The organism is Akkermansia sp. AE01SA01 (assembly GCF_036417395.1).
Classification (GTDB): Bacteria; Verrucomicrobiota; Verrucomicrobiia; order Verrucomicrobiales; family Akkermansiaceae; genus Akkermansia.
The window spans coordinates 1,365,974-1,390,973 of record NZ_CP143890.1 but is presented as its reverse complement, the minus strand read 5'-3'; the positions used below and the strand labels follow the sequence as shown (position 1 = coordinate 1,390,973).

The 25,000-nt window shown below is 55.4% G+C and carries 26 protein-coding genes and 1 tRNA gene; 11 read left to right on the top strand and 16 right to left on the bottom strand.

The window, feature by feature from the left end; translation table 11 throughout:
* The first annotated feature begins 12 nt into the window (after nt 1-12).
* From V3C19_RS05670 to V3C19_RS05660, 3 genes are all read left to right on the top strand, one after another.
* Nucleotides 13-1,455 carry a glycosyl hydrolase family 18 protein gene (locus tag V3C19_RS05670; protein WP_295933174.1) on the top strand — a complete coding sequence of 481 codons (1,443 nt, stop codon included), beginning with the start codon at nt 13-15 and terminating at the stop codon, nt 1,453-1,455.
* A gap of 145 nt (nt 1,456-1,600) precedes the next feature.
* The gene (locus tag V3C19_RS05665) at nt 1,601-2,518 is read left to right on the top strand and encodes a dihydrodipicolinate synthase family protein (protein ID WP_130082620.1); all 918 of its coding nucleotides are present in this window, start codon (nt 1,601-1,603) and stop codon (nt 2,516-2,518) included.
* Nucleotides 2,519-2,531: 13 nt separating this feature from the next.
* Entirely contained in the window at nt 2,532-3,713 is a 1,182-nt protein-coding gene (locus V3C19_RS05660) for an AGE family epimerase/isomerase (RefSeq protein ID WP_295874614.1), read from the top strand.
* 157 nt (nt 3,714-3,870) lie between these two features.
* Here V3C19_RS05660 and V3C19_RS05655 read toward each other — a convergent pair whose 3' ends face one another.
* Nucleotides 3,871-4,482, bottom strand: coding sequence for a hypothetical protein (locus V3C19_RS05655; protein ID WP_295933172.1), 612 nt, complete (start codon nt 4,480-4,482; stop codon nt 3,871-3,873).
* Entirely contained in the window at nt 4,463-5,479 is a 1,017-nt protein-coding gene (locus tag V3C19_RS05650; RefSeq protein WP_130082617.1) for an aminodeoxychorismate synthase component I, read from the bottom strand. Before V3C19_RS05650 ends, V3C19_RS05655 begins: the two co-directional genes overlap by 20 nt.
* Nucleotides 5,480-5,509: 30 nt before the next feature.
* Between V3C19_RS05650 and V3C19_RS05645 the strand changes: the two genes are divergently transcribed.
* Together V3C19_RS05645 and V3C19_RS05640 are read left to right on the top strand one after the other, a co-directional pair.
* Nucleotides 5,510-6,103, top strand: a complete 594-nt coding sequence (locus tag V3C19_RS05645) for an aminodeoxychorismate/anthranilate synthase component II (protein ID WP_130082616.1) — start codon at nt 5,510-5,512, stop codon at nt 6,101-6,103.
* Nucleotides 6,104-6,239: 136 nt separating this feature from the next.
* On the top strand, nt 6,240-7,376 hold the full coding sequence (locus V3C19_RS05640; RefSeq protein WP_130082615.1) for an NADH:flavin oxidoreductase: 1,137 nt from the start codon (nt 6,240-6,242) through the stop codon (nt 7,374-7,376).
* Between the two features lie 684 nt (nt 7,377-8,060).
* Here V3C19_RS05640 and V3C19_RS05635 read toward each other — a convergent pair.
* Both V3C19_RS05635 and V3C19_RS05630 read right to left on the bottom strand, forming a co-directional pair.
* Nucleotides 8,061-8,798, bottom strand: a complete 738-nt coding sequence (locus V3C19_RS05635) for a TIGR02206 family membrane protein (RefSeq protein WP_130082614.1) — start codon at nt 8,796-8,798, stop codon at nt 8,061-8,063.
* 15 nt (nt 8,799-8,813) lie between these two features.
* Nucleotides 8,814-9,422, bottom strand: a complete 609-nt coding sequence (locus V3C19_RS05630) for a pyridoxamine 5'-phosphate oxidase family protein (protein WP_202975629.1) — start codon at nt 9,420-9,422, stop codon at nt 8,814-8,816.
* A gap of 168 nt (nt 9,423-9,590) precedes the next feature.
* On the opposite strand from V3C19_RS05630, the gene V3C19_RS05625 reads away from it, so the two are divergent.
* Nucleotides 9,591-9,995, top strand: a complete 405-nt coding sequence (locus V3C19_RS05625) for a hypothetical protein (RefSeq protein WP_295874623.1) — start codon at nt 9,591-9,593, stop codon at nt 9,993-9,995.
* Nucleotides 9,996-10,038: 43 nt separating this feature from the next.
* Entirely contained in the window at nt 10,039-10,287 is a 249-nt protein-coding gene (locus tag V3C19_RS05620; protein WP_295933170.1) for a hypothetical protein, read from the top strand.
* A gap of 48 nt (nt 10,288-10,335) precedes the next feature.
* Here V3C19_RS05620 and ybaK read toward each other — a convergent pair whose 3' ends face one another.
* Together ybaK and lpxB are read right to left on the bottom strand one after the other, a co-directional pair.
* Nucleotides 10,336-10,839 (bottom strand): Cys-tRNA(Pro) deacylase, encoded by a 504-nt coding sequence (ybaK, locus tag V3C19_RS05615; RefSeq protein WP_295933167.1) that lies wholly within the window; start codon nt 10,837-10,839, stop codon nt 10,336-10,338.
* A 130-nt stretch (nt 10,840-10,969) separates the two neighbouring features.
* Nucleotides 10,970-12,088, bottom strand: a complete 1,119-nt coding sequence (gene lpxB / locus V3C19_RS05610) for a lipid-A-disaccharide synthase (RefSeq protein ID WP_295933163.1) — start codon at nt 12,086-12,088, stop codon at nt 10,970-10,972.
* A gap of 133 nt (nt 12,089-12,221) precedes the next feature.
* Here lpxB and V3C19_RS05605 point away from each other — a divergent pair, with 133 nt between their 5' ends.
* Nucleotides 12,222-12,872, top strand: coding sequence for a DedA family protein (locus V3C19_RS05605; protein WP_130082610.1), 651 nt, complete (start codon nt 12,222-12,224; stop codon nt 12,870-12,872).
* Nucleotides 12,873-12,882: 10 nt separating this feature from the next.
* Nucleotides 12,883-13,359, top strand: coding sequence for a C-GCAxxG-C-C family protein (locus V3C19_RS05600; RefSeq protein WP_295933159.1), 477 nt, complete (start codon nt 12,883-12,885; stop codon nt 13,357-13,359).
* A gap of 61 nt (nt 13,360-13,420) precedes the next feature.
* Here the strand turns inward: V3C19_RS05600 and V3C19_RS05595 are convergent, their stop codons facing one another.
* From V3C19_RS05595 to V3C19_RS05585, 3 genes are all read right to left on the bottom strand, one after another.
* Nucleotides 13,421-13,768, bottom strand: a complete 348-nt coding sequence (locus tag V3C19_RS05595; RefSeq protein ID WP_130082608.1) for a ferritin family protein — start codon at nt 13,766-13,768, stop codon at nt 13,421-13,423.
* Between the two features lie 425 nt (nt 13,769-14,193).
* Nucleotides 14,194-14,541 carry a ferritin family protein gene (locus V3C19_RS05590; protein ID WP_130082607.1) on the bottom strand — a complete coding sequence of 116 codons (348 nt, stop codon included), beginning with the start codon at nt 14,539-14,541 and terminating at the stop codon, nt 14,194-14,196.
* Between the two features lie 155 nt (nt 14,542-14,696).
* Nucleotides 14,697-15,197, bottom strand: a complete 501-nt coding sequence (locus V3C19_RS05585) for a thioredoxin family protein (RefSeq protein ID WP_302389351.1) — start codon at nt 15,195-15,197, stop codon at nt 14,697-14,699.
* Between the two features lie 173 nt (nt 15,198-15,370).
* Here V3C19_RS05585 and V3C19_RS05580 point away from each other — a divergent pair.
* Nucleotides 15,371-15,445, top strand: a tRNA-Val gene (locus V3C19_RS05580).
* Between the two features lie 152 nt (nt 15,446-15,597).
* Entirely contained in the window at nt 15,598-16,818 is a 1,221-nt protein-coding gene (locus V3C19_RS05575; RefSeq protein WP_302389349.1) for a tyrosine-type recombinase/integrase, read from the top strand.
* 2 nt (nt 16,819-16,820) lie between these two features.
* Here the strand turns inward: V3C19_RS05575 and V3C19_RS05570 are convergent, their stop codons facing one another.
* The 7 genes from V3C19_RS05570 to V3C19_RS05540 form a co-directional block, all read right to left on the bottom strand.
* Nucleotides 16,821-19,547 carry a hypothetical protein gene (locus tag V3C19_RS05570; protein WP_302389348.1) on the bottom strand — a complete coding sequence of 909 codons (2,727 nt, stop codon included), beginning with the start codon at nt 19,545-19,547 and terminating at the stop codon, nt 16,821-16,823.
* 6 nt (nt 19,548-19,553) lie between these two features.
* Nucleotides 19,554-20,033: a hypothetical protein gene (locus V3C19_RS05565; protein WP_302389347.1), complete on the bottom strand. Its 480-nt coding sequence runs from the start codon at nt 20,031-20,033 to the stop codon at nt 19,554-19,556.
* A 95-nt stretch (nt 20,034-20,128) separates the two neighbouring features.
* Nucleotides 20,129-20,539, bottom strand: a complete 411-nt coding sequence (locus V3C19_RS05560) for a hypothetical protein (protein ID WP_330937177.1) — start codon at nt 20,537-20,539, stop codon at nt 20,129-20,131.
* Nucleotides 20,540-20,543: 4 nt separating this feature from the next.
* Complete coding sequence (locus V3C19_RS05555) at nt 20,544-22,544, bottom strand: hypothetical protein (protein WP_330937176.1); 2,001 nt, start codon at nt 22,542-22,544, stop codon at nt 20,544-20,546.
* Nucleotides 22,545-22,556: 12 nt separating this feature from the next.
* Complete coding sequence (locus V3C19_RS05550) at nt 22,557-23,111, bottom strand: N-acetylmuramoyl-L-alanine amidase (protein WP_302389085.1); 555 nt, start codon at nt 23,109-23,111, stop codon at nt 22,557-22,559.
* Nucleotides 23,112-23,580: 469 nt separating this feature from the next.
* Nucleotides 23,581-23,892, bottom strand: coding sequence for a hypothetical protein (locus V3C19_RS05545; protein ID WP_302389090.1), 312 nt, complete (start codon nt 23,890-23,892; stop codon nt 23,581-23,583).
* Between the two features lie 110 nt (nt 23,893-24,002).
* Nucleotides 24,003-24,956, bottom strand: a complete 954-nt coding sequence (locus V3C19_RS05540) for a phage capsid protein (RefSeq protein ID WP_302389093.1) — start codon at nt 24,954-24,956, stop codon at nt 24,003-24,005.
* Nucleotides 24,957-25,000: the final 44 nt, after the last annotated feature.

The following is a 25,000-nucleotide window of genomic DNA, read 5'->3' as shown; positions in this document are numbered from 1 at the left end:
CTTCCTTCCACCATGAACAGCATCATTAAACCGACATTGTGCGCCCTGGCCCTGGGCGTTTGCGGCGCGGCCCCTCTTTGCGCGGCGTCAGCCACGGCCTCCTGCGAGCAGACACACTCCGTCCTGTACGCGGGGGGCGTCAGCCAGGCCATCATGAAAATCAAGATAACCGCCCCGGAAACCAGCCAGATATTGAAAGGCATGACCTTTTCCATGGCGGGAACCACCTCCGTTGCCGACATTGCCAAGGCGCAGATATTCGCATCCGGAACCACTCCGTTCTTTTCCCCGAATTCGGGCCAGGCCAACCGCCGCGCCGTCCCCATCCTCAACACCATTTCCAAGGGCGCGAAAACCCTCCAGTTTGAAGGAAGCCATCCCCTCTCCCCCGGAGACAACTATTTCTGGCTGTGCGTGGACCTTACCCCCAGAGCGCGCGGCCTGAACAAGGTGGACGCCGCCTGTACCGGAGTCGCCCTGCTGGAAGACTCCAACATCGCCGTTTCCAATCCCTCCCCGGAAGGCTGCGCCCAGGTTTACCCCTACCAGTTCCGGGTGGTTCCCTACTACCGCCACACCAACCTGATGCAATGGAACCGCGACCAATTGAATGCCCAGCACTTCAAGTCCTTCACGGACCTTATTTACTTTAATGTGGGCTGTGACACTGACGGGAACCTGACCGGACAAAACAACGAACAGTTCCTGAACGGACTGGACAAGCTCAAGAACCTGCGCGGCACTGCGGGCAGCAAGATCATTCTGGGTGTAGCCCACTGCGATACAGGCATGACGGCCATAACGGCCGATCCGGAAAAACGGATCAAATTCGCCCGTCAGCTGATTTCCTTTGCCAAGGAAAAGGGCTTTGACGGCATTGACATCGATTGGGAATATCCCGACAACGATACCCAATGGTATTATTTCTCCCTGTTCCTGGGGGAAGTCCGTTCCGCCATGGGTGCCAACGGCATGTCCCTGAGTTCCGCCATCAATCCGTATTACCTGGCGCCTACCTCGGAAATGATGGACCTGCTGGACTTCGTCAACGTCATGAGCTATGACCGTGCCGGCCAGCATTCCACCTATCCGGACATGGTGACGGACGTGAACACCATGCGGAATAAAAACGTGCCGGACTGCAAAATCGTGATGGGACTGCCGTTTTACACGAATGAAACGCGCTCCAACCGCAACTGGGACGCCCAGAAAGGCTATTCCACCGTCATCCAGCTCTATCCCAACATAGCGCCCGGAACAGATACCTGCATCATCGACGGGCAGCAGCACTACTTCAACGGCATCACCACGATCAAGAAAAAATGCCAATACGTAAAAAACCAGAAGCTGGGCGGCGTGATGATCTGGTGTTATGACGGCGATCTGCTGCTGACGCACGTCAAATCCCTGGCCAAGGCCATGTTCGGCGTCATCAAGCAACAGGCTGTCCGCTAACCGTTAAAGGCGTATTTTCTCCAAACGGGCGTTTTTTTCGGGGAAACGCCCGTTTTTTCATGTGGTCTTTTTTGTGGTCTGTAAATTCCGGGATTGTCATCATAAACATGCTCTGGCATCATCCGCTTGAACCTTTTCATACTACATGAATACCTCACTGAAACTTCACGGCCTGGTGGCCGCCGTACATACACCGTTCAAGGCAGATGGTTCTTTGAACGCTTCCAGTGTAGACGCCCAGGCCAAACTGCTTGCCTCCCAGGGCATCAAGCTCGCTTTCATTACCGGCAGCACCGGTGAGTCCTCCTCCATGCAGCTTGCGGAACGCAAGGAAATCTATTCCGCATGGAAGGAAGCCTCCGCCAAGCATGGTGTTCAGGTGATCGCCCATACCGGGTCCAACAGCGTCTGGGACGCCAGGGAACTGGCCGCTTTCGCCCAGGAATGCGGATTTGTAGCCACCAGCTCCCTGGCCCCCTCCTACTACAAACCCGCCACGGTTCAGCGCCTGGTGGAATGCTGCGCCTTTGCCGCTTCCGGCGCTCCGGACCTGCCTTATTACTATTATGATATTCCCGTGCTGACGGGCGTACGCTTCAATCCGGTCGATTTCATCAAGCTGGCCAAGGAGCAGATTCCGAATTTTGCAGGCATCAAATTCACCAATCCGGACCTGGCCCTGTACCAGACCACCCTGAATTACGACGAAAACGTGGATATTCCATGGGGAGTGGACGAATGGTTCACGGGGGCCCTGTCCGTCGGCGCCAAGGGAGCGGTAGGCAGTTCCTTCAACTTTGCTCCGGCCCTGTACCAAAACCTGATCAAGGCTTTTGAAAAGGGAGACATGGAAACGGCAAAGGACTGCCAGTGGAAGTCCGTGCAAATGATCAACATCCTGGCCTCCAAGGGCTATATGGGATGCGCCAAGGCCCTGATGGGCTGGCTGGGCGTGGACCTGGGTCCGGCGCGGCTGCCGCAAGGCAATCCGACCGCGGACCAGCTCAAGGAACTCCGCTCCGAGCTGGAAGCCATCGGCTTCTTCCAGTGGGCCATGAACTGAACTGCCTTTTCTTATGGCTGCAACGCTTGACATGCCCGCACTGGGCGCATTCTACCGCCGCCAGCTTTTGGAAGACGTGCTTCCCTTCTGGTTCCCCCGCGCCTGCGACGAGAAGAACGGTGGCCTTTACCACTGCTTTGACGCGGACGGTGCCCTGGTAGACACGGACAAGTCCGTCTGGGCCCAGGGCCGCATGGCCTGGATGCTGCTGACCATGTACAACAGCGTGGAGAAAAATCCGGACTGGCTCAAGTGGGCGGAAAGCGCCCTGACCTTCCTGTCCACCAAATGCGTGGACCCTTCCGACGGCCGCATGTACTTCCATGTGGCGGCGGACGGTACTCCCATCCGCAAGCGCCGCTACGCGTACAGCGAATCCTTTGCCGCCATCGCCTTTGCGGCCCATGCGAAAGCCGTGGACAGCGAGGAATCCGCCAAAGCGGCCCGCCACTGGTTCGACATTTTCACGGACATGTGTTTCACTCCCGGCAAAATGGCTCCAAAATTCACCGGGAACCGCCCCACGACCGGGCTGGGAACGCGCATGATTACGTTGGCCACCGCCCAGGAAATGCGCAAATACCTGGGCGACGAGGACGGATTCTACACCGGGTGGATCGACCGCTGCATCCACGACCTGCGCACCCTGTTCATGAAGCCGGACATCAAGGCCGTGATGGAAGTGGTGGGAACGGACGGCTCCATCATTGACCACTTCGACGAGCGTACATTGAACCCCGGCCATACCATCGAGGGAGGCTGGTTCGTTCTGGAGGAAGCCCGCTACCGCGGCCATGATCCGGAATTGATCAAAGTGGGCTGCGACATGATCGACTGGGCCTTTGAACGAGGCTGGGACCGGGAAAACGGCGGCCTGCTCTACTACACGGACGTGTACGGCAAGCCCGTTCAGGAATACTGGCACAACATGAAGTTCTGGTGGCCGCACGACGAAGCGCTCATCGCCATGACGCTCGCCTACAAGCTTACCGGAGAAGAGCGCTACGCCATCCGGCACAACATGGTGCACAACTGGGCTTTCTCCCATTTCCAGGACGTGCAGCACGGCGACTGGTTCGGCTATCTGAACAAGGACGGCTCCAGAGCGAACACCCTTAAGGGCAGTCTCTGGAAGTCCTTCTTCCACCATCCCCGCGCCATGTGGTGCTGCGCTCACTACTGCGGCGCCATTTGACGGAAAAATAAAAGTTCCCCCTATTCAAACGGCTGTCCTGTTATCCCAGGACAGCCGTTTTTATCCGGAAAAGGCCGTCCTCCGGCAGGGATTGTTCCGGCTTCATGCCGCCCGTCCCCTGACCGGGAACGGCGTTTTCAACAATGACAAGGATCGCTCAGGGAAGAAGAATGTCTTCCGTACGCACCACCACATCGCCGGGGTCCAGCATGGCGTTGACCAAAGAACAAAAGTGGAACTTTTTCACGTCCTCCGCTTTCAGGGGGCGGCATTCCATCCTCCCCCGTTCCAGCAGGAACGCGCGCTTGGTGCCCGGCAGCAGGAAGGTCTCCGGAGCCACCCAGTGGGAGCCGTTCCCGAATGCGACGTTGCTGTAGCGGGTATCCGTCACCAAGCCGTTCCGGAGAATGAGGGCTTCCTCATCCCCGCCCAATCCCGCACCCACGGCCTCCAGTGCCGTCCTGTCCTCCCACTTGCAGGAGTAATCCAGGTGCGGAGCTTCCACACACACCAGTTTTTTCACCCTGCGGGGGCGGTAGGGTGCAAATACGGGGGCTTTCACCCGTCCCTGAGTGTCGTAGGTAATGTGGCATTTATAGATGCCGCTGCCGGGGCCTGGACAGGAAGCCAGCACGGCCGCCAAATCCGGCACGGGCGCGCCTGCCACGCCGTACAGGCTCATCGCCCTCTCCACCCTTGCCTGATGCCAGGGAAGCAGGCGGGGCGCTCCGTCCGCCCACTTCACGGTTTCAAAGATCAAACGGCACATAGACTTTGGCAATTGCTTCCCGGTATTCATCTTCCATCCGGCTCATCACGGTGATGCCCCCTCCGCTTTTATAGACAAGGTTCGCCCCGTCCTCCTCCATGAAGCGGATGGCTACGGCGGAGTCCAGGTCCCTTCCGTTGAAAAAGCCGAATATTCCCGTATAAAATCCGCGCTCCATGTCTTCCGCCTCCGCAATGGCGCGGCAGGTGGCTTCCTTCGGCGCGCCCGTCACGCTTCCGGCGGGGAGCAACGCCATTATGATCTCCCCCAGGCGGGAAGGCCAGTTTTCCGGCAAAACGCCGCCGATTTCGGAACTGCATTGCAGAATCGTCCCTCCACGCGTTTCCACGGGGCTGATATAGCGGTAGCGTTTCACCTGCACCCGGGAAGCCACCATGGAAAGGTCGTTCCGCATCAGGTCCACAATGGTGGCGGATTCACGATTTTCCTTTTCATCCTCCTCCAGCCAGCGCCGGGCTTCCAGAGTGGCGGCATCTGCCGTTCCCTTCATGGGAAACGTGGAGATTTCCCGCCCCCGCACCCTCACAAACGGTTCTGGGGAAAAGCAGGAGCAGGCGCGGCCATGCACTCCGGCAGCGGAGGCGTCCGGCCCCAGAAACATCCTGTAGGGAGCCTGGGCGAACCGGAACAGGTGGGAAAGCGTCAAATTCGTCTTCACCGGAGTGGCCACGCACAGGTTGAGCAAATAAGAATCGCCGCGCAGCAGGTGGGCACGCACGGAAGAGAAAGCCGAAACATACCAGTCCACGGGACAGGGAACGGGCTCAAACCGGATTTGCTCCGGGAGGGGAGGGCTGTTTCCCCATGCTCCATATTCCCCCAGCGGAAGGGAAAAAGCCGCAGAGCGGCCGTGCCCCGCACCTTCCTTTTCAAACAGGAGATTGTGCTCCAAATCATAGGAAATCACGAAAAAAAAGGGAGTGCCGGACCGGCCCAGAACATTCATGCGGCGGATGGTTTCTTCCCGTGTGTACATTGGCGGGATTTACTTTATCATGTGCGCGTCATGAGTCAACCGAACGTCTGGATCATCGATCACCGGGATTCCTTCACCTGGAACCTCGCGGAACTGGCCGCAACTACAGGCATGGCCGTTCCGCGCGTAGTTCCCAATGATTTTCCCGGCCTGGAAGAAGCGGTGCGGAAGGGGGAAAAAGTCATCCTCTCCCCCGGTCCGGGCGTGGTACACGATTTCTGCCACCGGGCTACCTTCCGCCTGCTGCGCCGCCTGCCGCCGGATATTCCGGTGCTGGGGGTCTGCCTGGGACATCAGATCCTAGGCGTCTGCTTCGGAGCCGCTCTGGAACAACTCCCCAGCCCGCTCCACGGAGCGCGGGCGCAGATACGCCGCTCCGGCCCGTCTCCCCTTTTTGCCGGGCTTCCGGAGGAGTTCCCCGCGGGCCTGTACCATTCCTGGCGCCTGTCACGGGAGTCCTGGCCGGATGAGCTGATTGTCACGGCGGAGGACGGCCGGGGCCATATCCAGGCCATCCGGCACCGGACCCGCCCCCTGTACGGCATCCAGTTTCATCCGGAATCCATCCTGACTCCGTCCGGAAGCCTCATGCTGCGCAATTTTCTGGCGCTTTCTCAGAAATAAAGGAGGGAAGGCAGCGTACACGGGAATTCCCCCATGCCCGGAACGGGGATGAACAGGAGCGCGCCGGGAGTTGTCTCATTCCTGTACATGTCCGGCGCACTCCGCAGTCCGGCCCATCCACCACAGCCTCCATTTCATGAATACACAGGATGAACTCAAGATCAGGGACATGGAAATTCTGTTCCAGCCCTTCCATTCACGCAAGCTTGACACCCCCACGCGCATCGTCCTGCCGGCCATGACCCGGGGATTTTCCCCCGGCGGCGTGCCCACGGACGAGGTGGCCGCCTACTACCAGCGCCGGGCCAAACATGAAGTGGGCCTCATCATCACGGAAGGTACGTTTATTGACGAGCCGAGCGCCTCCCCTTCCTCCAACTATCCCAATTTTTTCGGCGGCGCGCCGCTCCGGGGCTGGAAAAAAGTGCTGGAAGCCGTCCACACGACGGATTGCAAGATAGCCCCACAGCTCTGGCACGTGGGCATGGCGCGGCCATTCAAGGGAGAGAACCTTCCCAACCCGGAACTTCCGCCCATCGGGCCTTCCGGCATTGACGTGAATACGCTCCAGCAGACGACGGACCCCATGAGCGCCGCCAAGATAGAAGAGGTGATAGATGCCTTTGCCCGTGCGGCCGCGGACGCCAAAAGACTGGGATTCGACGGTGTGGAGATTCACGGAGCCCACGGCTACCTGATCGACCAGTTTTTCTGGAAGGAAACCAACAAAAGAACGGACGAGTACGGAGGAGACCTGGTAGGGCGCACCCGCTTTGCCAGCCGTATCATCCATGCCGTCCGCAAGGCGGTAGGCAGCCAGTTCCCCATTATTTTCCGCTTCTCCCAATGGAAAACCGGGCATTACGACGCCAAGCTGGCGCGCACGCCCGTGGAACTGGAAGATTTCCTGACGCCCCTGACGGAAGCGGGCGTGGACATCTTCGACTGTTCCACCCGCCGGTTCTGGGAACCGGAGTTTGAAGGCTCCCGCCTTAATCTGGCAGGCTGGACCAAGAAGCTTACGGGCAAGCCGGCCATTTCCGTCGGCTCTGTGGGGCTTAACCGGGAATTCACGAATGTTTTCGACGGCGGCCCGGAGGCGGAAGCCGCCAGCATCGACCCTCTTGTGGAACGGATGCAGGCAGGCGAGTTCGACCTCATTGCCGTGGGGCGCGCCCTGCTGGCGGATGCGGAGTGGGCGCAGAAAGTCCACCATTCACGGGAAAAGGAAATCCGCCAGTTCACAAAGGAGGCCCTCCAGTCCCTGAGCTGAAAAACGGTTCCTCCAGAAAAAACACGGGGCGGCATGCGTCAGGAATATTCCCCCGATAACTTCATGAGCCCAGACCGCCGGCAGCAACGGATATCAAGAGCCGGATACAGGCGCTTTACGTACCCCTGCCATTGCAAGCCATCTGACGATGTAGACGCCGAGAAACCGCTTGGACGCCCCGTCACTGCCATCAAGAGCGGTTGATACCCGCGCAGCCTCCCGTTTCCGCGGTAGTAAAAAACCGGTAGTTTTCCCTTGCGAGCATCGAGACGGCATTTACGGATATGCAGTTTTCTGAAATAATGATGTCTTTCCAAGAAGGGAGCACTGGTCCCTAGGATTTTCCAAGCAGAAAGACGTCACCTCCATCTCCGAAGAAGAAAGTATGATATTTACGCGGAATGGTGCAGGAGTAGTCAAAAAAACCGGTAGTTTTTATATTCACTGAAGGGGTACATTATTTTTCCGCTGTCGGTACGGCGTTTCAAATCCAGGATTTCACGGATATTTCAGGGCAATGGACGCGCCTTCATTTCTTGAAAAACCAGATGCGTTCCGTCTTTGGAAATCATTTCAAACGGGCTGTTCCCATTCAGAACGAGAGATTTTCAAAAGATGCGACGGAATTTCTTCCCTAGCAAATCCTCATTAGCTCCCGCATACCGGTACGCAAGAAAATTCACACTATTGTCCAGGATTTTTTTCAATGGCAGCCGTCCCTTCCCTGCCCCCCTTTTTCCGGGGCCGCACGGTCAGATACAGCAGCCTCAGCACAGCCAGAGCCGGGATCTGAAGCGTCAGCAAATACCAGGGCGCAGGACCGAAGTATTCCAGAATGCTTCCCTCCGGAGCGTACCGGGTAAATCCGTAGTTCGTTCCCAGCCAAATGTTCACGGGAATGATCAGGAGAAGATAGGCGTCGCACAGAAGCAGGGTTTTTATGTCGTCCCACGGGCGGGAGCGCCATCCCAGCACCAGCGGGAGATAAAGGGCGGAAACAAGCAGAAGACCGTGCCCCACAAAGAAAGCGAAAAAGGCGGCGGAAGGAAAACCTTCATACAGCATGGGGGTGATCAGCCCCTGGATGCTGGCCGTCAACACTCCGAAATAGGCTGCGGCACATGCCCAGGGCCTGCGGTACCAAAGGGCAATGAAGCATACCAGCGTCATCAGACTGCAAAAATGCAGGGGAAGCCTGTCCTGCCACGGCTCCCAGTGCTCCCGGACGATACGCCCGAACGTTTCCGCCAGAAAAGTCAGCAGAAAGACGGCCCCCAACACCTTGCCCACCAGTATCCGCTTTTCCATCCGGAGACGGCGGCCGCCCCACAGCAGGACTGCAGCGGCCAGCGCCACCGCCCCGAGCGCCGCCCAGTGGGCCAGGCTCCAGCGGATGAACAAGGGCGAAACGTCGTCATTCATAAATCACCAGGAATATCAACAATCGACGGGACCGGGGGGAACATCCGGCCGCGCACGGAGTTTTCCGCTGACGGATTCCGCTTTCAGGCGCAGGACGCAGACGGTGCGCGCCATGGACGGCGTCAAGACCGCTTCCCGTCCGGTCTGATGCAGCATGATGCGGTTCAGGGCATGAATCTTTTCCGCGTCTTTTTCAAGAATTTCCACCATCCCACGCCCCATGACGCTGCAATAGGAATAGCCGTACTGGCAGGGCGTATTCCCCTCCACCAGCAGATGATTCCCGTCCATTTCAAAAGCGGCTTTCGGGTTATTCCGCAGAATGTCCAGCTTCCGTCCCTCCCTGGCGCAGTGGAAAAACAGATGCAGGGCTCCGGCCCGTTCCTCATACCCGAAATTCAGGGGGACGACATACACTTCCTCCCCGTCCCACAGGCCAAGGCGGCACACCTTGCACTGCGAGATCATGGCCAGCAGGTCCTCCCTCCGGCGGACTTCCCTGTCTTTTCTTCTCATCACCTGACAGTATTCATTGATTTTTCCGCACGGAAAGAGAAGCATTCCAGCGCAGGGAACGACGACGGGAAGCGGAGGAAAAGCCCCCCATTCATCGGGGGCCGGCATGTATGGAAAAGAGGATGGCCGTTCATGGAACCGGAAGGACTGGCTCCGACAGGAATACAAAAAAACAGTCTGCCGGGAAAGCTTTTTACCGGGAAAAGCGGGCTTTTCCGGAATGGCTGAAATGACGCAGGGCGGCCCGCTCTCCGCCAAAATGTCCAGCATGGCAGCATGATCCGTACGCATCGGCAGTCAGCCGCCGAGGATAAAAAATCTGGAAACCAAACGTTAAAAATGTTAGAAGATAATTTAATACATGGTGCAGATAAGGATATCCATTTAAGAATTTTTCATCAGCAGAAATACGAAGCGAACCGGGATGCCAAAGAGAGTAAAGAATACCTTGCTAAAAATCAGCATATGGCTCCTTCCCGGAGCCATGCTTATCCTGTTTTTTGTTTTTTCTCCGGATCTGCACGGAAAAGAACCATGGGCCGTTGGCATGCACAATCAGCACGGAATACCCGTGGAAGGCTGCATTTCCGTCGAAAGGGACAATACGCTGCTACAGAAACTCCTGAATCCGGTCGGATGTTTCTATCATGGCAAGTATGTCGTCAGAACGGCCCTTGTTAGAGGGAAAGGAAATTTAAAAGGGATCAGAAACGGCGATCAAATCGTGGTGTTTGCCCATAGAAGCATCCTGCCCCTGATTCTGAACGTCAAGGGAACAGACATCCTGCTGGATGCCGGGAACATATCTTCCACTCCCGGCGGTGCAGCTCTCTCTCAGGATGATCGGTGCATTATTTTTACCTGTGAAACCAGAGATGGAAAGATCAGCCTCGCAACGGTCGAATACGCATGGTCCGGGGAAGGAATCCGGCAGTGCCAATCCATGAAGCTCATGGAGGACAAAACGAATTAACGGAAAGGCTTTTTCCGGAGAAAATCCGCATTTCCGGAATAGCAGCCGTCATGGGCGGCCGCCCGGTTCCGCTACATCCGCAAAGGAAGCGTCCGCCGCCTGAAGCAAATCCGCGGGGGCAAGTTCGATCTGGCATCCCAGACGTCCCCCGCTCACCACGATTTCCGGCAAGGCTTCTGCGCCGGAGTCAATCACGGTGGGATATTTTTTCTTCATGCCCAGGGCCGTACAGCCGCCGCGGACATAACCCGTCACCGCGGTAATATCCTTCACAGGGATCATGGTCAGGGATTTGGTTCCCACGGCCCTGGCGGCCTTTTTCAGGGAGAGTTCCGAATCAATGGGAATGACGAATACGTAGTATTGGCGGGGAGCCCCCTCCGTCACCAGAGTCTTGTACATCCTTTCCGGCGGCAGTCCCAGGGCCGCCGCCGTGTGCCGCGCATCCACAAATTCCGTACATTCATACGCATAATGCCTGTACGGGACATGGAGCGCGTCCAGCAGCCGCATGGCATTGGTTTTGACATCCCTTTCCTTTTTCCCGGCCATAAGAGCTAAAAAACGTGCCGTGATTTTAGAGAAAACACACGGTTTTGGCAAGGGTCCGCGGGGAAATGCCACTCTGCGGCAGTCTCCGTCACGGCACAGGCAGGACCGGATGAATGAAGGCTCCTATTCGTTATTCGCTCAGCAGGCGGCAGACGGCCTGCGCCGCATGTTCCGCGGCTCCGCCCTGCCCCAGCCTGTCCGAGGCCCGCTTCATTTCCGCCAGCAGCGCATCCCTGTTTTCCGGAACGAGCAGCCGCTCAATTTCTTCTATGACCTTGTCCGGGGTGAAATCAAACTGAACCAGTTCCTTCACCACGGGCTTTTCCGCCAGAATGTTCACCATGCCGATGAAGCGGATTTTAATGAGCATGCGGGCCATCCAGTACGTCAGCAGGGGGACCTTGTACACGAGCATGTACGGGAGGCGGTGGAGGGCGGCTTCCATCGTGGCGGTGCCGGAGGCCACCACGCCCACCGCGGCGCGGTCCATGAGTTCATGGTAACGCCCTACGGTGATATTGAAGATATCCGGAGACATTCCGGCCTTCCGCGCCATGCCGCGCATTCTTTCCGCCAGGGCCTCATTGGAGGCGGCGGTCTCAAATTTCAGGTCTGGCCTCGTCCGGGAGAGGCGGCGGATAACTTCCGCGAATACAGGGAAATGCCTGTCTATCTCCCGGTTCCGGCTGCCGGGAAAGAGGCCGACCAGGGAAGGTTCCCGCACGCCTTCCTTCCGGATGGCGGCGATTTCGTCCACCAGGGGATGCCCCACAAATTCCGATTTCAATCCGGCCTCCCGGAACAGGGGGGCTTCAAAGGGGAAAATGCACATCATCAGGTCCAGCGTGCGAACCATTTTGGGAATGCGTCCGCGGTGCCAGGCCCAGACCTGCGGAGAAATGAAGTAAACGATTTTGGTATGGGGGCAGTATTTGCGGACTTTCTCCGCCATGCGCAGGTTGAATCCCGGATAGTCAATCAGGACCAGGCAGTCCGGCTGGTCACGGCGGATCTGCTCCAGCAGGGCCAGGAAGCGCTTCCTGAACCAGCCGTATTTTTTAGCCACCTCCACAAAGCCGATCACCGCCGCTTCATCCGCCCAGTCTTCCACCTCCGGGCACAGCGCATGCATGCCGCCGCCGCCCAGCCCCCGGACCTTCAGGCCGGGCATGAGACGCAGCAGGTTTTTCAGCAACAAGGCTCCGTGAATATCCCCGCTCTTCTCACCCGCTATAATGTAAAGATTCATAATACTCTGGAACGACGCGCGCCGTACGCCTGCGGATTTTACCCGCTCCCCTCCAGCGAGGCAATAAAAGACTTTTCTTTCAAGGATTTTAATGCAATATACGCGCGGTATGCATGAGCTGATCACACTTTGGATGTCCTGGGTCCAGGACTGGGGATATGCGGGCGTCATCATTCTCATGGCCATGGAAAGCTCCATTTTTCCCGTGCCCAGCGAGGTGGTCATTCCTCCCGCGGCCATTCTTTCCGCCCAACCGAACGCCCCCATGAGCTTCTGGGGCGTCGTTCTTGCCGGGACCTTCGGTTCCTGGGTGGGATCCGCCATCACTTATGTGGTGGCCAGAGTCGTCGGACGCCCGGTCATCATGCGCTGGGGCAAATTCTTTTTCATGCCGCCCCACAAGGTGGAGAAGGCGGAACTTTTCCTTCAGCGCTATGAAGTGTCCGGCGTCTTTTTCGCGCGTCTTCTTCCCGTCATCCGCCACCTGATCTCCATCCCGGCCGGCATCGTCCGCATGGGATTCGGCGTATTTTCCCTGGTCACCACGCTCGGCGCCTTCGCCTGGTGCGCCGTGCTCGCCTGGTACGGGCACCGGATCGGCGAACGGCATCCGGAGTTGCTCAAGTCACCTGAAGAACTGATCCGCACCGTGAAGAGCGAAAGCCTGCCCCTCATTCTGGCCGTACTCGTCCTGGCCGTCTGCTACATCATCATGCTGCGGCTGACAGACAAGAAAAAGGCGGAGGAAGGAACGGAAAGCGCTTCTCCGGAAACAGACGAATAGACAGCCGCCCATGACCATTTCCGGGGAATACCGCGCAGCCCGCGCGCTGGACTACTTTCATCAGGGCTACAATTGTTCCCAGTCCGTGTTCACGGCCTTTGCGGATGTCTGCGGACTGTCGGAAGAGACGGCTCTCAGGCTCTCTTCCCCGCTGGGGGCGGGCATCGGCCGCATGCGGGAAGTCTGCGGCGCGTTCTGCGGGTTGAGCATGGTAGCCGGCAGTCTGCACGGCAATACCTCCCCGGATACCGGGGAAAAGGAAAAAATCTTTTCCCTGGTGCAGTCCCTGGCCTCGGATTTCAAGAAAGAATTCGGCACGCTGTACTGCCGGGAACTGCTGGGCCTGACTCCGGAACAACTGGCGGGGGAAACGGCGCGCCCCGGCGACAGGACGGCGGCCTATTATGCATCCCGCCCGTGTGAACGCTGCATCGCCTTCTGCGCACGCTTGGCGGCGGATCTGGAAGCCGGCACTCCGGCACATTAAAACGCCCGGGCCTCCCTGAGGAAAACCGGGCGTTTCAACCATGAACGAAGGGAAATCCTCGTCAATGGGCGTCCTTGCCGGAGGAGCACTGGCCGCTTTTGCAGGAACCTTTCAGTTTTTCAATTTTTTCATTGGTTTCACCCATCCCTTCGTCGTAGAAGCCCTGTTCATCCGGGGCCAGTACCTGAAGGAGACGGAGAAATTCGCCGGCGTGTTCCTTTTCTTCATTGGTGATGTCCAGAAGGACTTCCTGGGCCAGTTTGTTGTCCGTGGATTCCGCAAGCTGGGTATAAAGCTGGATGGCTTCATATTCCGCCGCGATCATGAACCGGATGGCCCTCACCAGTTCGTTGTGAGTGAGCATACGGTCTTCCTTCAATCCGCTAAATGCATTTGTAAATTCAGGCATATTGGGTATGACTTAATACGCTACTCTTTCATTCAATATGGTTTTGTCATAATTTTTTCGTGACATTCTTTGAACTTTCGCTACGAAAACTGGTCTAATGAAAATTCCTTCCCCTTCGACATTTTTTTGTGAAACATATTCCCAGACTACGGAAGAGCAGACAGGCATTGGAATGGATATCATCCGTGCGCCCAGGTTTCCCGGCCTTCGCATTCACAAGAACACGGCAGGACACGGGTAATTCCGCATCTCCGGACTTTTCTCCGGCCAGGAGGAATCAAGCCGCCGAATTTCATTGGGCGCTCCGGCGGCTGCGCCGTCTTCCATATACGGCAGGCAGTCCAGGCAGAAAGCGCTATATTTAAACGCCCGGCCTCCCTGGGGAAAAACCGGGCATTTCAACCATGAACGGCGGGGAGTCTCCGTCAATGGGCGTCCTTGCCGGCGGCACACTGGCCGTCTTTGCAGGACCCTTTCAATTTTTCAATTTTTTCATTGGTTTCACCCATCCCTTCGTCGTAGAAGCCCTGTTCATCCGGGGCCAGTACCTGAAGGAGACGGAGAAATTCGCCGGCGTGTTCCTTTTCTTCATTGGTGATGTCCAGAAGAACTTCCTGAGCCAGTTTGTTGTCCGTGGATTCCGCAAGCTGGGTATAAATCTGAATGGATTCATATTCCGCCGCGATCATGAACCGGATGGCCCTCACCAGTTCATTGTGAGTGAGCATACGGTCTTCCTTCAATCCGCTAAATGCATTTGTAAATTCAGGCATGCAGGTAAGACCGGATGGAAGGCAGCTTCATTCAATGTGTTTTTGTCACAGAAAAGATTCCGGTAAAAAATTCTTCCGCACCCTTTAATAACAAACAGCAGGAGCGGCGGTCTGCAGCCGCTCCTGCCTGAAATACCTCGGTCAGAACACCAGTTCTATTTGACCTCTGAGGTTTTGGGCGCGTACTTCTTGAAAAATTCAACGTACTGGACGGGAGTGCGTCCGGGAATATAACCCGTGCGCCCCAGTTCCTTGCCTTCCGCATCCACCACGACCATGGCGGGAACACCCGTGACTTTATATGTCTTGGCCTCCTTCGACTTGCTGAAATCCGAACTGCTGAATTCGAATTTGACGCCTATGGCCACGCCGTCCATGCCCTGTTTGAATTCCTTCTTGGAAAGGACTTCCTTTTCCAGTTTGACGCAGTAACCGCACCAGGACGTTCCCGTGAAAAGAAGAATGATGGGAAGCCCCGTTTCCTCCGACTGTTTCTGGGCGCTCTTCAGGCTCTTTCCCCAGCGGAATTTCACCTTGGCAGCCTTGGCCGCTTTGGCGGCGGCTTCCTTGTCCGCCGGGGCGTCCTGAGCCAGAGAACCCCCGGAAACGCTGAATCCTACTGCGGCGCATAATGCAAAAATCAAATGTCTGTTCATCGCACTTTTGAAATGTTTTTTTCAACCTATCAGAAACAGGCCGGATAGAAAGAAAAATCAGCGTCTTTCCCAAGTCCGGAATCTTTCCGGATCTTCCATAAAATGGGCAGGATTCAAAAAAAGTATTGCTCTTTCCGTCTTAATCGGGTAATAATCCGCCCGCACTTCCAAACGCGCGGTTAGCTCAGTGGTAGAGCAACACCTTGACATGGTGGAGGTCGTAGGTTCAAATCCTATACCGCGTACCACTTCCCCTTAAAATCCTGTCCCTTCCCGGACGGGATTTTTTATTACTACTCATTAATAAATAAAGCTTTCCATTTTATCCTGAAAAGTACCGGTTACTAGAAAGACGCTAAAATACATTGACGTATTGTGTAAAAAATTATGTAACCAATTTGTGGCTATTATCAGACATCTTCCCACATCGCGATTCTGGATTGCTCAATTCGCCTGGAAACATCCTTCAGGCAAATGGAAAACCATAACCCGCTCCACAAAAATCCCCATTGAACCGCCCCCCAACTCAACCCAGACGGCCAGAGAACTCAGACAAGACGCTCAAAAAATAGCTGACTCCTACGAACAAACGGCCAACGGAAAACTCAAGGACGTCCACATCCGCCGCGTCATCTCGGAAATGGCCGGATTGACTGGAAAACTCATTCGCCTTCCATCCGTCAAGGAATGGATGGACGAACGGCTTGCCATCATGATCAGAAACAAAAAAGAAAACACTTACCGCAACTACAGCGACGCGGCCAAACTCTTCTGTGAATGGCTTGGAGAAAAAAAAGAAAACCCTCTCGACACCATCACCCCCCTCATGATGGATGACTTCCAGAACTGGCTTAACTCCCGGTACGCGCCCACCACCCGTAAAAAACACTTCCGGGCCATCAAACACATCTTTGACATTGCAAAAAGCCTGAACATTCTGACTACAAACCCGTGCGATGCCGTCGCCCACATCACCGCCCTCTCCCGTTCTGTTTCCACCTCCATCCCCAGACGCCCCTTCTCCCTTCCGGAGCTTCAGCTTATCCTTGCAAACAGCACCGAGGAATGGCGAAGCATGATCCTCACCTCACTCTATACCGGCGGCCAACGTCTGGGAGACATTGCCTGCCTCACATGGGACGCCGTGGACTTTGAAAAAGGCACCCTCTACATCCGCACCCAGAAACGCGGAAAACCGCTTGTAGTGCCTCTCTGGAACCGTTTACGGGCCTTGCTGGAAGAAAGATACCAACACCGCACCAGCGAGCATATCCACCCCTCAGCGGCCCAAAAATACCTCCATGCGGGCAAAGCTTCCCCCCTCTCCATAGAATTCGGAAAAATCCTCTACACATGCGGCCTCGTCGAACGCGATCCCACCCTTGCCGGAAAACGCTACAAAAAACAATACGGCACCTCCCAGGACAAAACCCGGCACAAAAACGCCCTCTCCTTCCACTCCCTCCGCTACACAGCCACCACCCTTCTGCATGAAGCCGGAGTCCCTCCGATGCTTGTTCAAAAAATCGTAGGCCACGACTCCGCAAAAATCCATGAAGGCTATGCCGCATTCTCTTTGCGGGAATCGGAAAACGCATTCAACCGGCTCCCGCAACTCTGACCTCAATCATTCCCCACCATCCCGGCCAGAATCAGGCCATGCCCCCGTGCAATGCTCAAAGCCAATGCCCTCCGGAACTGTCCATCCGTAGGGGCTGACACACTCACCCAGCCATTTCCGGAACTCACGGAAAACGCCTGCATACTGCCGCCGCCATTGCCGCACATGGCCCCGGTCAAATCCACGTCATCCATCAAAACGCTTATTTTAGGAGTAACGGCCTTCCGGCCGAAAAACTCCGGCAAATCCATCTGCGTTGTCGTCAGCCGCGCCTTAAACGGAACATTAATCTTCCCCTCGCAATCGTAATCACGGGCATTCCAATCCATCATCTCAAGAGTCACTGCACCATCCCTCTCCACGGCAAGGAAAAGATCATCCACGGCCTTCCCCGTCGCCGTACAGGCCAGACCAGCCACATCTCCGCCGAAATCCCAGCAAAACCATGATGCAAGCTCCTGATCCGGATTATAAAGCATCCCCATCAACTTCCCTGCATACTCTCCGGAATCAGGCACCACCCATGCAACCGGCTCCGGCGCACGTTGCCACACCATAGACCTCAAACCGCCGCTCAGAACCCCATAAGAAAACACCGTCATATCCCGCGCGAAATAAAACTCATTATCCATCGAATAACTAATACGCCTCAGCCTCTTGCCGGAACGGTCCATAAACATAATCGCGTCCGTGGTCATCAGCACGTCGCTCGTCGTACAACTCCCGCAATTACTATGTTGCTCCGCCACAGCGGAAGCACTGCTCAACACGTCTGCCTTAATGGACCTCACGGCCACTTCTCCTGATGTCGTACCGCACAACAAGGCATTACCGAAACTCGCCAGCCACACAAGCGCACTCTGTTGACTGCTGCAAAGCGTCAACAGCATGGAATCCGCAGTATTATCCCCTGTCCGAAAATTAAAATAATCGTCAACCACGCTGAACCACAGCGTCAACGGTTGTCCCGCCGTTCCGCCGAACACCAGCCTCCCGGCATGCAAAACACACGTTGACGGAAAACCGTTCTGTTCCCGGAAGGCAAAAAAATCCCACTCCCAGCAATGACGGACCTTAAACATATCCGGATCATTCAGCACCGTCACCTGTCCCGTTCCGTCATCCTTCAGGGACTCCACGCGGACGTAATTAATAAAATCAAACCTCTTGCGCTTAAACCACTTATTCATACTGCTCACCTGCACCCCCTGTCCATGCTCCATCAGAGCACACCTCATCAACAACGGAACCCCGTCATTATCCCCGGTTAAAATAACCTCCGTATTCGGAAGCGTTTCATCGTTATTGGTAATCATCGTCTCCCAGCGCACCCCGTCTGAAGACGTCTGAACCTCCCATTTATTATAAACAGTGCCGTTCTTGGAACCGAACTCAAAAGCCCCGCTTACCACGGACCTGAAAAACTCGCACCCCGGCTCAAAAAACGACGGCCACGCATCCAAATCCGTACCGCTTGGCACTGTAGAATCAGCCTTCCACGCCTTCACACATGTCCAATACTTCCGCACGCCGGACACATCCACATACAACCTCTTCCCCACGGCATAACTCGTCGTCTTCAGATTCGCCGCCGCCAAACCGATCAAATGAGCAGAAGAACTAAAATTTACCTTCCTTTCACTAATCTTATGCCTTACGGCCAGTACATCCCCCACACAAAACATCTTGCCATCATACTCCGCACGCACCACGTCCCCGGCTCCTGAAGGCGTCACCGTCATTCGCCGGAACACCTCCATCACCGGCTGTTCCACCCAATTCAGATTATTCACATACTCATAAAACTTGAAACGCACCAAAGTATCTTGTTCCACCGTTTCTTCCAGCTCCTTCTTCGTCCCATCCAGCCGCGCCTTCTCTCTCCAGCTTGATCCGTTATTCGTAGAAACCTCCACAATAATCGTTCCTCTCCACGTTCCCGGAAACCTCATTCGATAACTCATCCCTCCGGCCACCGTCACGGAAGGGAAAAAATTGTAAAAAGCCTCACTCTTGGCCGTCACCATACTCCCCTTCTCCCAATAATACACCCCCTTCCCGGAATTATACTGCACTATAACAATATACTCATTATTCAACCTATAACCATGTTGCTTCACATACTGAGTAAAACTGAAACTATACTCCTTCCTGTCAACCTCCACCTCCACTTCTCCCGGATCTTCCGGATTCTCTTCGGCATCTTCCATTCTCTCGCAAAAATCCCAGGCATCCGCCACCCGGAAATTCACTCCAGAAAAAGTCAGCGGAAAAGACTGGTTAAAACTCCCCTCAAGCGGGTAATGGCTCCAAACAATCTCCTCCACATTATACACACCGCCCTTATTCGTCAGCCTCACGGGCAAAGCCTTTGAATTGGTAATAATCACAAGGTCATTAATCTGCCAGAACCGGACCAGACCGCCCTTCGCCTCATAGGCACACCGGAACAACTGCACCCCTTCTGCAGAAAGCACAATCAAATCCATATCGAACACCGCCACCACGGCCAGCGTCCCGTCAGACCAATGAAACGCCTGCATCGCCACGGGCTTCCCCGGCAAATCTCTCAGCCATCGGCTCCCATTGCGCCTCCGCACCGCTCCGGACTGCAACAGTTCGAAATTCACCAGCTCACTACATGCCCGATGCACAGCATCCACCTCCACCCGGCCAGCCAAATCCCGCGACATCAACCCGGACCCAAACCCAAATCTGGTAAACTTCATAAAAAATCAATAACAAGGATTAAAAAAACCATCCGTCCCCTCGCACATATCCAGCGGTTCCACCACGCGCCCATTGCTGGCATACTGCCTCACATCGGCCAGCTTCGCATCATCCAAAGCCAGCATATACAACTGATGCAAGGAAACGCGCAACTCCTGACTCCCTGATACCATCGGAGCCAATCTCTCAGCCGTCTTGTGTACCACGCAATCCACAAAATACCCCGGCAAATCCGTCACTTCATTCCCTTCTAACTCGTTCAGGCAAATTCGTGAAACGTACAGAACCTCCACCCTCTCCCCGGCACGGCATCTCAACTCATGCCCGATCAGCTCATAACTATCCACCCCGCACCACAACAGCACCAGCAAATCGTCCGGAAGCGCAAAAACGCCATTCTCCCCGCGCAACACCACCCGTTTCCGGGCAAAAAACCATGAATGCCCTTCCAGACACCGTTCCAGCACACTCTTAATAATCTTCAAACTCTGATCATAATGAGGATGACTCACTATCGGCAACTCAGTCACGCCAAGACACTCATACGCCTCTTCCCTGATACTCAATAAACTAACCTTCATCAATTTTCTTTCGTAAAATAATTAAAAAAAACTACGGCGGCGGGGTCTGTGATAATGAAAGCCGGGTAGTCGTAAGCCGTGAACATCCTGCGTCCGCCTTGGGGATTGATGGCCTCAACATCAAGCGCAACCTCGTCCCGTTGCCCGGTGGGGGTGTAAGGATCATCCTCACTGTAGATCGTCGCCGTCATCAGATGCGCCCACACCTGAGACGCCTGCCACGGCTCGGCCAGCCCTACCAGCGCGGCCACAACGGCGGCCATGGCCGGGGCTTGATCGGCGGGGATCTCGTCCTGCGTATAGCGGTCCGTGCGGATGTAACCCTCCGCATCCCGGTACACGGCGGTCATCGTAAACTCCTCCCACACTCCGGGCCGGGGAAACTGAATTTGTAATTGTCTTTCACTCATAACTCTAACTGGCCTGAATCAAACTGCACCACTCTCCCACAACAGTCCCTCCATAATATCGGGGAGCATGGACTCCCATAGCCGCATGCCATCCTGTCTTTGCCAGAGACAATCTATTATTGGATAACGCCCCAAGATAGGAATCCCCTTCAAACATCTCCGGCAAAACCTTGTAGGAAACAAGACGGCCAACCTTCTTATCAAAACCAACCAGCCACACCCCGGAAAACTCACTCGTCATGGACAAGGCCACACCCCGCAACGCAAGACTGTCAGGAACTGTAGAACCATGCTCGGTATTGACGACACTGGCGGAATCACGATCCCACCGGAACATGCGGACAAACACGCTGCACTGAGCATTGGCCGGACGGCCAATCTGAACATCAACCCAATACCTCATATAATCCGCGGGCGTGACAAACGGATCTCCATCCAGGCTCGCGTAATCCGCATTGAAAGCAACATTGCCGATGGCGATGGAATCGAAACACCGTCCAAACCCCAAACCGCAGGACATCGGAAAATAGCAACTCGTCAAGCCGTCGTAAGAGGTATTATGATAGTCAGGACTGATCCAGGAAAACTCGGCCGTGGCTACTGTCCATGCCGGCATATTATCTCTGTTGGCAGCCCACCAAAAACGGTCCAGAAGCACGCCAAAGGGAACAGGGTCGGGAGACTTGAAATAAGTCCTCAACGGAGAAAACTCCATCTCCTGAAGAAGCTGCACCTCGCGGAATCTGGCCGCCTGCGTATCCATGGATGGAGCTACGGGAATATTAATCCCCCCGTTGGCGTTGATAGTGGCCGCCGTGGTCAGCCCTCCGTCCAGCGTCATATTGCCTCCGGCATCCACCTGCGGGATGGCGTCCAGGGCCTGCTGGGCCGCCGTGGCGGCACTGGCCGCGCTGGTGGCGGATGTCCCGGCTCTTTCCGCTGCCGCTTCTGCTGCTGTCTGTGCCGTCTGTGCGGTAGTGCTGGCATCAGTAGCTTTTTGGACCATTCCGGCAATGGACGACTCCGCCTCCGTCCCCGCATCCGTCACGGCCTTCACCGCCGTTCCCTTCTCTTCCCTCACACTCTGCACGGCCTGATCCTTCGCCGCCTTCACAGCCTCCGTGGCAACCGTTCCGGTCCCTTCCACTGCACTCACAGCCTCCGTCCCCGCATCCGTCACGGCCTTCACCGCCGTTCCCTTCTCTTCCCTCACACTCTGCACGGCCTGATCCTTCGCCGCCTTCACGGCCTCCGTGGCAACCGTTCCGGTCCCTTCCACTGCACTCACAGCCTCCGTCCCCGCATCCGTCACGGCCTTCACCGCCGTTCCCTTCTCTTCCCTCACACTCTGCACGGCCTGATCCTTCGCCGCCTTCACGGCCTCCGTAGCAACCGTTCCGGCCCCTTCCACTGCACTCACAGCCTCCGTCCCCGCATCCGTCACGGCCTTCACTGCCGCATCCGCCACACTGCCAAACCCCTCCACCTTCTCACCAATCCACCTCTTCAACTCCTCAATAGACTTCAGGGCCGCCTCCGCGCCATCAGCAAAAGCTCCGGCCCTCCGGCTCAACAAATCCACCAAACCGGCTTCAGACAACTCTACCCTGATAACCCCGTCCACCGTATCGGGCAAAACCAAAGTAGCGGCATCATTCACAACTACACCACCCTCTCCCAGAGGCGGAACCACACGCCCGGCAACCACCATCGTCCCGCGTACCAAAGCCCGTTCAGTCGCGCCAATCACTACAAACAAATCAAAACTATGCCGTCCAGCAGGCAGGCAGGACCAGCCGAACAAAAGCTTACCGCCCTCTACGGCACAAACAAACTCTTGAAGGGGAGCCGTATTCACGGCCCCCCTGAAGCTCACGCCGCTCAAATCCGCCTCACTGCCGGCGGAATCCGTAAGCGTCAGCTCAAACACCTGAGCCAAGCCGCTCACCGTCTTAACATCCAGTATGGCAGGTTCCAGCCCCGCCCATGCACTCAACTCAAGCATAAACTATCCTCGTTAACCCTTGAAAAACTCATCAATGGCACGGGCAATCGCCACGCACAACGGCTCAATCCGTTCTTCCAATCTGTCACAATCCGTCACATGACTGGAAGCAAAAGAAGGCTCCAACAGTAAAGCAGGCATATTCGTTTTCTTGAAATACATATACGCCTTATCAGTTTTATAACGAACAAACTTCAAACCGCGATCGGGAAGCTTCAACACATCGCACATCGCCGCTTGAATTAACTTGGCTGCCCTCTTTCCCCCTTCGGAATTATACCAGCACCACGTTTCCGTGCCACCAATGCCAGTATCTGCCTCATTAAAATGAAACTCCACGGCTAAATCCGCCCCCGTCGCATTGCACGCTCTCGCGGCATAAGTAGGCGTAATCCCGCCCACTTCGGACCTATTACACACCACAGCCTTATATCCCAGACGTTCCAACTCATCCTTCACCCTGCCAATATTAGCTTTCCAAAAACTGAACTCGCTCCACTTCCTATCTGCACTCACTGATCCCCCGTCCTGTGGACTGTGCCCTATGCTCAACGCTACAATCTTCATTTGCCGCATCCTTTCCCTTTTTTGCCTTTTCTCTTAGCCATAACTAATTCCTGTCTATCTTCTTTCTTATTATCTTCTATGTACTCTTATTTAAAATCCGGAACGGACCGTCATCGCTATCCAGTCTTTTAGTTACCCATAACTCCCAAGATCACCTCCAATAACGACAACGACCCGTTCCGGAAACTCTACTGTGTTCTATGCTCCAAATTGGACAACCGCACATCTATCGTCCTCAAAACTTCTGTTTGAATAGCGTAATTTTCAGTTTGTTCCTTCAAGAAACTCTTGAAATCACCGTAAATACACGCCATGCCGATAAACCCGCCACTCAATACGATAATTAGCAACGTCAACACACCGTTCTTCCCATCCAAGGCCGCGCGTAAAGTATTGACAATACGCAAAACCCAATCTATCGGCTGACACATGATCTTGTCCAATCTATCAACTCAGTCCACTACGTCCATCACTTCGTCATCCGCTGTTCCACCGCAGGAACCTCTTCCTGCGGCTTCACTACGGAAACAACCACGGCCCCCGTCTTACCGTCACGGGAAACCGCCAGCATCCCCTGATCGGAAGACAGGCTCATCCCGGCAGACGCCCCGCACCCGGAACACACGGCGGAAACAGCGGCGGCCAGACCGGCCAGCACCAGCCACAACAGCCGTTCCCACCACTTCAGAGCCTTCCCTTTCGTCTTCTCGTAGGCATCCTTCACGCCCTGCTTCCCGGCCTCCACAGCCGCCTTCTTCTCTTCATCCGTCAACTTGCTCATGGCTATCAACTTCTTTCTCTTGATTCTCCTATTCACTAAACTAACTACTAACTCTTAACTATTAACTAAAAAAGACCGTCCCGGAGGCATGAACCCCCAGGACAACCCCGTTACGCCACATCCGGCTCCTCGTAGCACTCCACGGCCACTACGCCCTTATCCTCGGACCGCACGCCGCCCAAACCGATCACGGTATAAATCTGCGTACAATTCTTCTTATCCGTACGAATCGTAATCTCTGTCCGGGAATCTTCCCAGAACGCAAAATCAACCGCCTCCCTCACGTAAGCAACGCACGTACGCATCTTTTTATCAGGATCATACGGCAAATGTTCCGTTTGCACCCATTCAAAGCCCATGAAAGACGTCTTCAAATCACCGTCCATCAGAGCCTTCACGGCAGCATACTGAGCATTCGTTGCTTTCTCGTCACCCAGCAATTCCATAAGTTGAGCAACGGAAACAAGAAAAATCGCCTTGTCACCGCGCTTCATGGCCTCGCTCTTCACTAGCTTGGCTCGGGCCAGCCTGATCTTGTCAAATGTCAACCCGGTATCTGCCGGAACATCCGGAGCCTTCCCGTAAACGGCATTCATGGCAATCTTCTGTGAAGCGGGCAGGACAACCTTCCCCGTTCCGTTTTCTCCATCCAGAGCATCACCAAGACAAGCCTCAATAATGCGTTCGTCAATCGTGCGTTCACAAGCCGCTAACTGTGCTTCCTGTGTCTTCGTGACAATCTGGTCTCCAAACTGGGTTTCCAGATTAATCTGACGATCGTGTAAATAACCATCTTCCCACCACTCAGGAGCCATCCAGCGTTTGGAAAACGTATTCGCATTATCCGGCGTATCTGTTTTCCCTCCCGTGGACTTGGACAGGGACCGTTTCCCTATCTTCGGAATCTCAAACAGCTTGTCCCTGATCCCCGTGTGTACCGTCACCAATCCCCTCAGTCTGGAAGCCGTCTGTTGCAGAGCCGACTGCAACTTACGACTATACTGAATCGTCTTTGTTTTTTCTATGCTTAACTCAGCCATGCCAGCACCATCCCACGCCGCCATAAAAAAAGAGTGGGTGCAAATGTCACACCCACTCCAAACAGCAC

What these genes read in the sequence shown, in the direction of transcription:
- V3C19_RS05640 (WP_130082615.1), top strand. Translation starts at nt 6,240, where the DNA reads ATGAATACACAGGATGAACTCAAGATCAGGGACATGGAAATTCTGTTC.
- V3C19_RS05630 (WP_202975629.1), bottom strand. Translation starts at nt 9,422, where the DNA reads ATGCCGGCCCCCGATGAATGGGGGGCTTTTCCTCCGCTTCCCGTCGTC.
- V3C19_RS05570 (WP_302389348.1), bottom strand. Translation starts at nt 19,547, where the DNA reads ATGAAGTTTACCAGATTTGGGTTTGGGTCCGGGTTGATGTCGCGGGAT.
- V3C19_RS05550 (WP_302389085.1), bottom strand. Translation starts at nt 23,111, where the DNA reads ATGAAGATTGTAGCGTTGAGCATAGGGCACAGTCCACAGGACGGGGGA.
- V3C19_RS05635 (WP_130082614.1), bottom strand. Translation starts at nt 8,798, where the DNA reads ATGAATGACGACGTTTCGCCCTTGTTCATCCGCTGGAGCCTGGCCCAC.
- V3C19_RS05660 (WP_295874614.1), top strand. Translation starts at nt 2,532, where the DNA reads ATGGCTGCAACGCTTGACATGCCCGCACTGGGCGCATTCTACCGCCGC.
- V3C19_RS05585 (WP_302389351.1), bottom strand. Translation starts at nt 15,197, where the DNA reads ATGAACAGACATTTGATTTTTGCATTATGCGCCGCAGTAGGATTCAGC.
- V3C19_RS05645 (WP_130082616.1), top strand. Translation starts at nt 5,510, where the DNA reads ATGAGTCAACCGAACGTCTGGATCATCGATCACCGGGATTCCTTCACC.
- V3C19_RS05560 (WP_330937177.1), bottom strand. Translation starts at nt 20,539, where the DNA reads ATGAGTGAAAGACAATTACAAATTCAGTTTCCCCGGCCCGGAGTGTGG.
- V3C19_RS05590 (WP_130082607.1), bottom strand. Translation starts at nt 14,541, where the DNA reads ATGCCTGAATTTACAAATGCATTTAGCGGATTGAAGGAAGACCGTATG.
- V3C19_RS05545 (WP_302389090.1), bottom strand. Translation starts at nt 23,892, where the DNA reads ATGAGCAAGTTGACGGATGAAGAGAAGAAGGCGGCTGTGGAGGCCGGG.
- V3C19_RS05655 (WP_295933172.1), bottom strand. Translation starts at nt 4,482, where the DNA reads ATGTGCCGTTTGATCTTTGAAACCGTGAAGTGGGCGGACGGAGCGCCC.
- V3C19_RS05600 (WP_295933159.1), top strand. Translation starts at nt 12,883, where the DNA reads ATGACCATTTCCGGGGAATACCGCGCAGCCCGCGCGCTGGACTACTTT.
- V3C19_RS05595 (WP_130082608.1), bottom strand. Translation starts at nt 13,768, where the DNA reads ATGCCTGAATTTACAAATGCATTTAGCGGATTGAAGGAAGACCGTATG.
- V3C19_RS05605 (WP_130082610.1), top strand. Translation starts at nt 12,222, where the DNA reads ATGTCCTGGGTCCAGGACTGGGGATATGCGGGCGTCATCATTCTCATG.
- V3C19_RS05625 (WP_295874623.1), top strand. Translation starts at nt 9,591, where the DNA reads ATGATCCGTACGCATCGGCAGTCAGCCGCCGAGGATAAAAAATCTGGA.
- V3C19_RS05670 (WP_295933174.1), top strand. Translation starts at nt 13, where the DNA reads ATGAACAGCATCATTAAACCGACATTGTGCGCCCTGGCCCTGGGCGTT.
- ybaK (WP_295933167.1), bottom strand. Translation starts at nt 10,839, where the DNA reads ATGGCCGGGAAAAAGGAAAGGGATGTCAAAACCAATGCCATGCGGCTG.
- lpxB (WP_295933163.1), bottom strand. Translation starts at nt 12,088, where the DNA reads ATGAATCTTTACATTATAGCGGGTGAGAAGAGCGGGGATATTCACGGA.
- V3C19_RS05650 (WP_130082617.1), bottom strand. Translation starts at nt 5,479, where the DNA reads ATGTACACACGGGAAGAAACCATCCGCCGCATGAATGTTCTGGGCCGG.
- V3C19_RS05555 (WP_330937176.1), bottom strand. Translation starts at nt 22,544, where the DNA reads ATGCTTGAGTTGAGTGCATGGGCGGGGCTGGAACCTGCCATACTGGAT.
- V3C19_RS05540 (WP_302389093.1), bottom strand. Translation starts at nt 24,956, where the DNA reads ATGGCGGCGTGGGATGGTGCTGGCATGGCTGAGTTAAGCATAGAAAAA.
- V3C19_RS05665 (WP_130082620.1), top strand. Translation starts at nt 1,601, where the DNA reads ATGAATACCTCACTGAAACTTCACGGCCTGGTGGCCGCCGTACATACA.